The sequence below is a fragment of the Nocardia tenerifensis NBRC 101015 genome (assembly GCF_000308715.1).
Lineage (GTDB): Bacteria > Actinomycetota > Actinomycetes > Mycobacteriales > Mycobacteriaceae > Nocardia > Nocardia tenerifensis.
Genome location: NZ_BAGH01000603.1, coordinates 36,293 through 45,638, shown reverse-complemented (window position 1 = coordinate 45,638; position 9,346 = coordinate 36,293). Strand labels below are relative to the sequence as shown.

Below are 9,346 nucleotides of genomic sequence, written 5' to 3'. Positions count from 1 at the left end.
GCCACGGGTGACGGCGATTCCGTCGCGCCGCATGGCCGCCAAGCGCTCGCGCAGCACCGAGCCGTCGGTGACGGTCGCGTCGGTGAGCTGCGGCAGCGCGCCCTTGCCGACGATGTCCGCGATCTCCTGCTCGTCCGCCCAGGCCAGCAGGATGAGCGCGGCCGCGCCCGCGTTGATGGGCAGCACGTGGCCGCGTTCGTAGGACAGCCGGACCGGGTGGGCGGACTCCTCGCGCTCGAGACAGACCACCGTCGCGCCCGCGCGACGAGTGAGCAGCACGGTCTCGCCGACCTGGCCGACCAGTGCGCGCATCACCGGCCGGGCCACCTCGGACAGCCCGAGCCCCTTGCGGGCGAGGCGGGCCAGTTCGAACACGCGCGGCCCGAGCCGATAGCCCGCGGGCTTCTGCTCCTCGGCGAACCCGGAGGACACGAGACTCTGCAGATATCGATAGGCGGTCGAGCGCGCGACGCCGAGTTCGTCGGCGACCTCCTGCCCGCTGAGCACCAGCCGGTGGTCGTCGAACAGCGCCAGAATGTCGAGTGCGCGGTCGGCGGTCGAGTTCCGCTCCCGGTAGTTGCTTCCCCGCCCTTGTCCTGCCATGCAGGAAAACCTACACGCTATGCAGGTCTGGCGCGCCGCGTTACGAATCGCGAAGCGTGAGCCGCTGGGTGATGGCGGTGGCCGCCGTGTGCACCGCCGTCACCACGCTGCCGAGCCGATCGCGCGGAATCCGCGCGGCGAGCGCGGCCACGCTGACGGCCGCGCACACCGATCCGGCCGCATTGCGGATGGGCGCGGCCACACCGAGGATGTGGTCGTCGAGCTCGCCCTGGGAGACGGCGACACCTCGTTTCCGGATGTGCGCCAAGCGGATTCGCAGCAGCTCCGGGTCGGTGAGGGTCTTCCTGGTGAAGCGCTGCAGCGGCGCCTGGGCGAGCACGGTGGTCACCTCGCCGGGATCCGACCAGGCCAGCAGCACCTCGGCGGCGGCGCCGGCGTTGATCGGCAGCACGTGCCCGCGCTCATAGGAGAGCCGCACCGCCTGCTGGGCTTCGACGAGATCGAGGCAGACGATGGAGCGGCCGGAGCGCCTGGTCAGCAGCACGGTCTCGTCGAACTGGGCGGCCAGCGTGCGCATGGCAGGCAACGAGATCTCCGACAGCCCGAGTCCGGCGCGGGCCAGCCGCGCGAGGTCGAAAACCCTTGGGCCGAGCCGCAATCCACCGTCGGCCTCCTCGAGAAACCCGGAGCCGACGAGGCTTTGCAGATAACGGTAGCCGGTCGAGCGGGCCACGCCCAGCGCAGCGGCGATGTCGGGGCCGGTCCATACCGGTTTGTCCGCGGTGAACAGCAGCAGGATGTCCAGCGCGCGATCGGCCGTGGAGTTGCGTTCCCGGTAGCCGCTGCGCGGGGTGTGATGCCCGGTCATGCTAGCACCGTACGCCATGTCCTGTAATCCAGGACAGCACTTCCTAAAAACAGGACACACTCCGTACGGTGAGGCCGAACCGACGAGAACCGGAAGAGGGTGAGGCGTGTGACGCCGAGTGTGCGAACCGGCGGCCGGGCGGTGGTGGTGTGCGGCGCCGGCCCGGTGGGCCTGACCGCGGCCGCGCTGCTGGCCGCCCGCGGCGTCGCGGTGACGGTGCTCGAACAGCGGGCCACGACCAGCGACGAGCCGAAGGCGATCAGCATCGACGACGAGGCGCTGCGGGTGTTCCAGCAGGCCGGGATCGTCGACCGCATCCTGCCGGTGCTGGTGCCGGGCATTGGAACGCGCTACTACGGCCGCGACGGGCAACCGCTGTTCCACGCGCGCGGCCCGCGACCGCTGCGGCTGGGGTACGCGTTCAAGAATCCGTTCGCCCAACCGGATCTCGAGCGGGTGCTCGCCGCCGCGCTGGCCGAAATGCCAAGGGTAGACCTGCGTTTCGGCACGCGCGTCACGGGCTTCGAGCATCGGCCCGACGGGGTGACCGTGACCGCCGTCTCGGCGGACGCGAAGGAGATCGCGCTCGAGGCGGCCTATGTCCTCGGCTGTGACGGCGGGCGCTCGGCGACGCGGCTGTTGCAGGGCATCGGCATGACCGGGCGCAGCCACGACGAGGTGTGGCTGGTCGCCGACACCCTCGACGACCCGCACACCGAGCGGTTCGCGATGCACTTCGGCGATCCGCGCCGTCCGCACGTCATCGTGCCCGGACTGGACGGCCGCTGCCGCTACGAGTTCCGATTGTTCGACGGCGAGGGCACCCCGGAACAGCCGCCCGCGTTCGAGTTGATCGAACGGCTGGTCGCGCCGTACCGGCCGATCACCCCGAATCAGGTCGAGCGCGCGGTGAATTACCGATTCAACGCCGTCGTCGCGGACGAATGGATGCGCGGCAGGTCGTTCCTGCTCGGCGACGCCGCGCACATGATGCCGCCGTTCGCCGGTCAGGGCCTCAACTCGGGCATCCGGGACGCGGCCAACCTGGTCTGGAAGATCGCGGAGGTCCTCGACGGACGGCTCGATCCGGCGATCCTCGCCACCTATCAGGCGGAGCGAATTCCGCACGCGCAGGCCACGGTTCGGATGTCGGAGCGACTCGGGCGGGTCGTCATGACGACCTCGCCGAGGCTGGCCGAGCGGCGCGACGCCTATGTCGCCCGGGTGCTCGACACCGGTGACGGACGGGCCTATCTGGAGCAGATGCGCTATCGCCCGCCGCAGCGGTACGACGAGGGTCTCATCGCGCCGACCGACCGGCCCGAACTCGTCGGCGTCCCGATCGGTCAGCCGCTGGTGTTCGACACCGATAGCCACACCATCCGCCGCTTCGACGATGTCCTCGGTCCCGGCTGGGCCGTGCTGGGCATCGGCGTCGAGCACGGCGACTGGACGGCCGTGGACGCCGTCGTACGCACGCTGACCGCGGCGGCGGTACAGGTCGCCGTGGCCGACCGGATGCCGCGCACCCGCCGCCGCGTCGTCATCGACGTCGACGGTCACCTGCTCGATGAATTCGCTGTCTACACAGGGCGATTCGTACTGCTTCGACCCGATCGCTTCGTGGCCGCCGCGTGGTCGCCGTCGGACAGCGCCGACGTCGTAGCCGCGGTCCGGTCGTGGACCCCGTCCCCCATTCGAACACTGGAGAAAGCCCTCAGCCATGAATAGACCATTACGAGTCGTGCTGCCCGAGAACGGCGCGGCCGGAGCCCTGACGCGTACCGCGGTGTCGCACATCGGTTTCGCCGTACCCGACGTGGCGGCCACCGTCGACTTCTACTGCCGCATACTCGGTTTGACGGTGCACGACGAACTCCCCGACGGAGGCGTGCGGCTCGGCTGGGGGAGCGGGCACCACGTCATGGAACTCGTCACCGGGCCGAAGGGCCTGCGACACTACGGTTTCGAGGTCCGCGACGCCGACGGCCTCGACGGCATCGCGAAACGCCTTGTCGCCGCCGGGCACTCGGTGGCCGAGCTGAGTGCGGAGTACCTCGATCACGCGCCCGCCACGGCGCGGGGCCTCACGGTGACCGATCCGCACGGCACCGAGGTGCACTTCCACACCGCCGTGCGCCGCCACGGCGAGAGCGCCGCCGACACCGGCCGCCGCCCGATCAAATACCAGCACATCACCCTCGGCACCGACGATGTCGCCGCCATGGTCGCCTTCTACGTCGACGTGGTCGGATTCCGCATCTCCGATCAGCTCGACGACGGCGGCTTCGCCTGGCTGCGCAGCGACCGCGACCATCACAGCCTGGCCGTGGTGCACGTCGGGCGGGGCGGCGACATCGACCACTTCTCCTTCGACCTCGCCGAATGGGCCGACTTCAAGGCCTGGTGTGACCGGCTCACCGACGAAAACGTCGACGTCACCTGGGGTCCCGGGCGTCACGGCCCCGGCAACAACCTGTTCGTCTTCTTCGACGACCCCGCGGGCAACCACATCGAGTTGTCCGCCGAGATGGAGAAGTTCCACGACGACCGCGTCACGTATGTGCCGCGCCGCTGGAAGCCGATCCCCAACACCGTCAACCTGTGGGGCGGCCAGCTCGCCTCCTGGCGCACGACCAGCGAAGGAGCATGACCCGTGGCGTACGCGACCTACGAATATCACGGTGCTCGCCACGTCGGCGAGGTCCAGGACGACACGCTGGTGCCGCTGACCGGCGTCGGCGAGCTGAGCGCCGAGACGACGCCCGAACGACTGCGAGAGGCCACCCGCCGGACCGATGCGCGCGTCGCGCTGGCCGACGTGCGCCTGCTGCCGGTGGTCCCGCGCCCGGCGAAGATCTTCTGCGTCGGCCTCAACTACCACGCGCACGTCACCGAGACGCACCGCGAATTGCCCACCTACCCGGTGCTTTTCCCGAAGTTCGCCGACAGCCTGCTCGGCCCCGACGACGATATCCTGCTGCCACCCGAGTCGACCCAGGTCGACTACGAGGGCGAACTGGTCGTCGTCATCGGCCGTGCGGGCCGGCGCATCGCCGAGGCCGACGCCGCCGCGCACGTGCTCGGCTACACCGTCGCCAACGACGTCACCATGCGCGATTTCCAGTACAAGACCCACCAGTGGATGCAGGGCAAGGCGTGGGACGCCAGCACCCCGGTCGGCCCCTACCTCGTGCCACCCGACGAGGTCGACCTCGAAAAGGCCGGTATCCGAACGATTCTCAACGGTGAGACGGTGCAGGAGGCGGACCTGTCCATGCTGATCTTCTCGATTCCGCGCCTGATCGCCACCCTCTCGACCTTCACCGCGCTGGCCCCCGGCGACCTGATCCTGACCGGAACCCCGGGCGGCGTCGGCTACCGCCGCGACCCGCAGGTCTTCCTCACCGACGGCGATCGGATCAGCGTCGAGGTCGACGGGGTCGGACGCTTGCACAATCTGGTCCGCGCGACCACACCCGACGGAGGAGACCGATGACCGCCCCGCGCCCCGCCGCGCCCAGCATCGAACGCTCGCTGACCCTGCACCTGCGCGGCGACTGGGGCATGGCCAACCTGCACCGCGTGTGCGGGTGGATCGCCCAGGAGCTGACCGACCGCACCGAGCCCGGGTCGCGGATCGCGATCTGGAACGGCCGCGGCTTCGCCGACTCGGTCCGGGCGGCCGGGCATCGCCTGGTCGACGTCGCGCTCGCCACCCCTGCGGCGTTCGCGGCCGCCGCGATCGACGGCCGCGGCATCTACGGGGTCGAGTACTTCCCGCAGCTGCGCGCGCTCGGCGTTGTGCCGCAACGCGATCGGCTCGTCGTCGGCGTGCACCGATCCCTCGGCATCAAGACGTTCGCCGAGCTCCGCGAGCGCGCGCCGCGATTGACCGTGGCGACCGGCAAGCTCGACGGGATCAACCATGTCGGCCTGGCCGCTCGGGCGCTGCTGGACCGCGCCGGGGTGGACATCGCCGGATGGGGCGGCGGCTACCTCGACGACGAGCGACCCGCCGAGGCGTTCGAGCACATCGCGTCCGGTCGTGCGAACGCGATCGTGCAGGAGGCCGTCATGCTGCCGCAGTGGCAGCGGTTCGGCGGTGATCTGCACTTCCTCGAGGTCGAGCCCGACGTGCTCGCGGCGCTCGAGGCCGAATTCGGTTGGCCCGCCGCCACTGTCGAAGAGGGCTACTTTCCCGGCGCGCCCGCGTTTCGCACCTTGGACTTCTCCGACTTCCTGCTGTGCACCACCACCGAGCTGCCGGACGACGTCGCCTACGCGATCGCCTGGATTCTCGGCGAGACCCGGCTGCTGCTGGAGCAGCAGTACCGTCACTTGACGCCGGAGCGGAGCCCGGTCACCTATCCGCTGGACCCGGTTGCCATGGGGCGCACGCCCATTCCGCTGCACGACGGCGCGGCCCGCTACTACAACGCACTGCCGGACCACGAATCGGGCGCTACCACAGGGGATTACGCATGAAAGTCACTCACTTCGGTCACGCCTGTGTGCTCGTCGATCTGGTCACCGACGCCGGGCCTCGTCGGGTGCTGTTCGATCCCGGCACTTACTCGCGCGATTTCGAGAGGGTATCGGGCATCGACATCGTTCTGGTGACCCATGCGCATCCCGACCATCTCGATGTCGATCGGCTAGGGGGCGTTCTCGACGCGAATCCCAGTGCGGCCGTTGTGCATGGAGCAGGGGCTGTTTCGGCGCTGGCCGACTATGGGGACCGTGCTCGGCTCGTCCGGCCGGGCGAGGCGGTGCGCGTCAACGACGTCGAGGTGCGGGTTACGGGTGGCGAACATGCCTGTGTGCACGCGGATCTGCCGGCGTCCGACAACAACGGCTATCTCCTCGGCGGCGCGGTGTTCCATCCCGGTGACGCGTTCGACTCGCCCCCGGCGCCCGTCGATGTGCTGCTGATCCCGGCCGCCGGCCCGTGGATGAAGATCGCGGACGGCATCGACTACTTGCGCGCCGTCGCGCCGCGCATCGCCATCCCGATCCACCAGGCGGGTCTCGCCGAGGTCCATCAGCGGATGCACCATCGGCTGCTGACGGAGCTGGCCCCGCCCGCCACCACGGTGAGGGTGCTGGAACATGCAGTGCCGCAGTCGTTCTGACAGGAGACCCATGGACGAGGTACGCCGCCTGGTGATCCAGGCGAGCCACGCGCTGGCGGCCGCGGGGCTCGGTGACATGGTCTGGGGGCACGCCTCGGTGCGTGACCCCGACGGCCGCGGCGCGTGGATGAAGGCCGCCGGCTGGGGGTTCGAGGAGATCGATGAAGATCGGGTCGTGCTCGTGTCACCATCCGGGAGCGTGCTGGACGGGACCGGTCGGCGTCACCTCGAGTACCCGATCCACACCGAGATCATGGCCCGCCGCGACGATGTCGGCGCGGTCGTGCACACTCACGCACCGGCACTGGCGGCGTTCGCGTCGTTGGACCGTGTGCTGCACCCGATCTCGCACGACGCGGTGCCGTTCACCTATCCGCAGCTCCCGCGTTTCACCGAAACCGGGGCCTTGATCGCCACGCCCGAACTCGGCGGCGCGCTGGCTCGGTCCCTCGGCGACGCCGACGCCGTGCTCATCCCGAACCACGGCGCGGTCACCGTCGGCCCCGACGCGGCCACCGCGGTCATGTATGCCGTGCTCCTCGAAAGAGCCTGCCGAACAGAGCTTCTCGCCGCCGCCGCGGGCGGCCCGATGGTGTGGTCCGACGAGGACGAAACCCGCTTCAAGCGCGAACAGGTCTGGAATCCCGCTCAGCTCGACGCGGGCTGGCACTACCTCGTCCGGCGATCCGGACCCTTTCCTACGGAGGGACATTGAGCACCACCAAGGCCGTGCGGGTCTTCGAGCACGGCGGGCCCGAAAAGCTGATCTACGACGACTATCCGCTCGAGCCGCTCGGACCGCACAGCGTGTTGGTCGCGGTCCACTCGGCCTCGGTCTCGGGGTGGGATCTGAAGTACCGTTCCGGGCAGCTCTCGGGTGTCACCCTGCCGGGACGTCGTCCGTTGCCGATGCCTCAGCAGCTGGGCCGGGAGGCGTCGGGCACCGTCGTCGCCGTCGGCTCGGCGGTCACCCGCTTCGCGCCCGGGGAAAACGTTGTCGCCGTGGTTCATCCGGAGAATCCGTACTCCCCGCAGACATACCGTGGGCTGGGCAACCTGTCGATCGGCATCGATGTGCCCGGCCACGCCGGACTCGGTTCGTACGCACAGTATCTCGTCCGTGACGAGCGAATGTGGTTGCCGCTGCCCGAACACGTCGACCTCGAACAGGCCGCCGTCGTGCTGTGGCCGTACGCGACCGCGCACCGGCTCGTCCGCGATCGGCTCCGGGTACGGCTGGGGGACACCGTGCTCGTCTGCGGGGCCTCCGGCGGAATGGGCGAGGCGACAGTGCATTTGGCCCGCCTGGCCGGTGCTCGGGTGGCGGTCACCACGCGGCACGCGGACAAGACCGAACTGCTCGAGCAACTGGGCGCCGAGCTCGTCGTCGTCACCGCCGACCACCAGGCGGCCCGGGAGCGGCTGCGGGAGTGGACCGCCGGAGAGGGCGTCGACCACGTGGTCGACTACACGGGCGACCCGGACCTGTTCCGTCTCGGCGTCGACAGCCTTCGCCTCGGCGGCAAGATCTGCCCCGCCGCGGGCAACCAGCGCGGTGGTGGCTCGATTCCGTTGACCATGAACGACTTCACCCGCTTGGAGATGACCGTCGTCGGTATCCGCGGCGCCCGCCACCACGACGCGCTCACCGTGCTGGACCTGCTCGCCCGCGAGCGCATCGGCATCCGCATAGCCGCCCGCTTCCCGCTGTCGGACGCCGCCTCGGCCCACACCCTCCTGGAGGACAGCACCACCCTCGTCGGCAGGGTCATCCTCCAACCCTGACGCGCGGAGTCAGTCCTCGAGGGCGAGTTCGTCGGCGGTGGGAGTGCCTCGGGTGTGGAAGGATTCGATGGTTTGCAGGCCCCAGGCCTGTCCCTTGGCGCGCTCGGCCTCGGTCCAGTCGATGGGCCGCCAGTCGGGGGCGAGGATGAGGCGGGCGCCGGCGTTGCACAGCTCTATGCGGTTGCCGCCGGGCTCGTAGACGTAGAGGAAGAAGGTCTGCTGGATGGCGTGTTTGTGCGGGCCGGTCTCGATGAACACGTCCTGCTCCAGCGCGATGTCGCAGGCGCGCAGGATGTCGGCGCGGCTGTCGGTGGCAAAGGCGATGTGGTGCAGTCGTTTCGACAGGCCCAGGTTGTCGCGGGTGTAGACGAGGTCGTAGCTCTTGTTCGTGAGGGTCGTCCAGGTTCCGGCGACGGTGCCGTCGTTCAGGACGATCTGCTCGGTCACCATCGCGCCGAGCATGTCCACCAGGAAGTCGCGATTGTCGGCGGGGACGCGGCCGAGGAAGTTGACGTGATCGAGGCGGCGCACCCCGACGCCGACGCCCGGATACGCCTCGGCCTGGTTCTTCAGGGAGGGGCGGCTGTCCGCCGCGGGCGTGAACCACTCCGATTCGTAGTAGACGCCGAACTCGTGACCGTCGGGGTCGGTGAACAGATAGGTCGGCCCGTAGCCGGGTTCGCCGTCCACCCAGCCGATTCCGCGTCCGGCGGCGGAGAGCGCGTCCACTCGCCGCCGCAGCGCCTCCGGGCTCGCCGCGCGCAGGTGGGTGCGGCCGATGCCGGATCGTTTGCGCGCGGTGAGCGTGAGGGTGTGGTGTTCGTAGTCGTCCCACGTGCGCAGATAGACGTCGTCGCCGTCGGTCCCGGCGATCCGCAATCCCAGGAAATCGGTGCAGAATTCGACGCTGCGCTCGGGGTCGGGGGTGAACAGTTGGACATGCGCCAGATGCGCGATTTCGTGAGCGGGGGCCATGGGAGTCTCCTTGGAGGCG

General features: G+C 69.7%; 10 protein-coding genes. 7 read left to right on the top strand and 3 right to left on the bottom strand.

What is annotated here, in order from left to right; all coding sequences use genetic code 11:
- Positions 1-603 (bottom strand): IclR family transcriptional regulator (locus ON39_RS41985; protein ID WP_040742598.1); only part of this gene is annotated, 603 nt, incomplete at its 3' end.
- A 40-nt stretch (positions 604-643) separates the two neighbouring features.
- A complete protein-coding gene (locus ON39_RS41980; RefSeq protein ID WP_040742597.1) occupies positions 644-1,432 on the bottom strand; it encodes an IclR family transcriptional regulator in 789 nt (262 codons plus the stop codon).
- A gap of 108 nt (positions 1,433-1,540) precedes the next feature.
- Here ON39_RS41980 and ON39_RS41975 point away from each other — a divergent pair, with 108 nt between their 5' ends.
- The 7 genes from ON39_RS41975 to ON39_RS41945 are packed head-to-tail and all read left to right on the top strand — an operon-like array spanning position 1,541 to position 8,352.
- The gene (locus ON39_RS41975; protein WP_246002706.1) at positions 1,541-3,163 is read left to right on the top strand and encodes an FAD-dependent monooxygenase; all 1,623 of its coding nucleotides are present in this window, start codon (positions 1,541-1,543) and stop codon (positions 3,161-3,163) included.
- Positions 3,156-4,085 carry a VOC family protein gene (locus ON39_RS41970; RefSeq protein ID WP_040742596.1) on the top strand — a complete coding sequence of 310 codons (930 nt, stop codon included), beginning with the start codon at positions 3,156-3,158 and terminating at the stop codon, positions 4,083-4,085. The genes ON39_RS41975 and ON39_RS41970 overlap by 8 nt, the downstream gene beginning before the upstream one ends.
- 3 nt (positions 4,086-4,088) lie before the next feature.
- A complete protein-coding gene (locus tag ON39_RS41965; RefSeq protein WP_040742594.1) occupies positions 4,089-4,931 on the top strand; it encodes a fumarylacetoacetate hydrolase family protein in 843 nt (280 codons plus the stop codon).
- Positions 4,928-5,920, top strand: coding sequence for a TAXI family TRAP transporter solute-binding subunit (locus ON39_RS41960; protein WP_051187793.1), 993 nt, complete (start codon positions 4,928-4,930; stop codon positions 5,918-5,920). Before ON39_RS41965 ends, ON39_RS41960 begins: the two co-directional genes overlap by 4 nt.
- A complete protein-coding gene (locus ON39_RS41955; protein WP_040742592.1) occupies positions 5,917-6,567 on the top strand; it encodes an MBL fold metallo-hydrolase in 651 nt (216 codons plus the stop codon). Before ON39_RS41960 ends, ON39_RS41955 begins: the two co-directional genes overlap by 4 nt.
- A gap of 10 nt (positions 6,568-6,577) precedes the next feature.
- A complete protein-coding gene (locus ON39_RS41950) occupies positions 6,578-7,282 on the top strand; it encodes a class II aldolase/adducin family protein (protein ID WP_040742591.1) in 705 nt (234 codons plus the stop codon).
- On the top strand, positions 7,279-8,352 hold the full coding sequence (locus tag ON39_RS41945; protein WP_211336241.1) for a quinone oxidoreductase family protein: 1,074 nt from the start codon (positions 7,279-7,281) through the stop codon (positions 8,350-8,352). Before ON39_RS41950 ends, ON39_RS41945 begins: the two co-directional genes overlap by 4 nt.
- Before the next feature lie 9 nt (positions 8,353-8,361).
- On the opposite strand, the gene ON39_RS41940 is transcribed toward ON39_RS41945, so the two are convergent.
- Positions 8,362-9,327 (bottom strand): VOC family protein, encoded by a 966-nt coding sequence (locus ON39_RS41940; RefSeq protein WP_040742590.1) that lies wholly within the window; start codon positions 9,325-9,327, stop codon positions 8,362-8,364.
- Positions 9,328-9,346 lie beyond the last annotated feature (19 nt).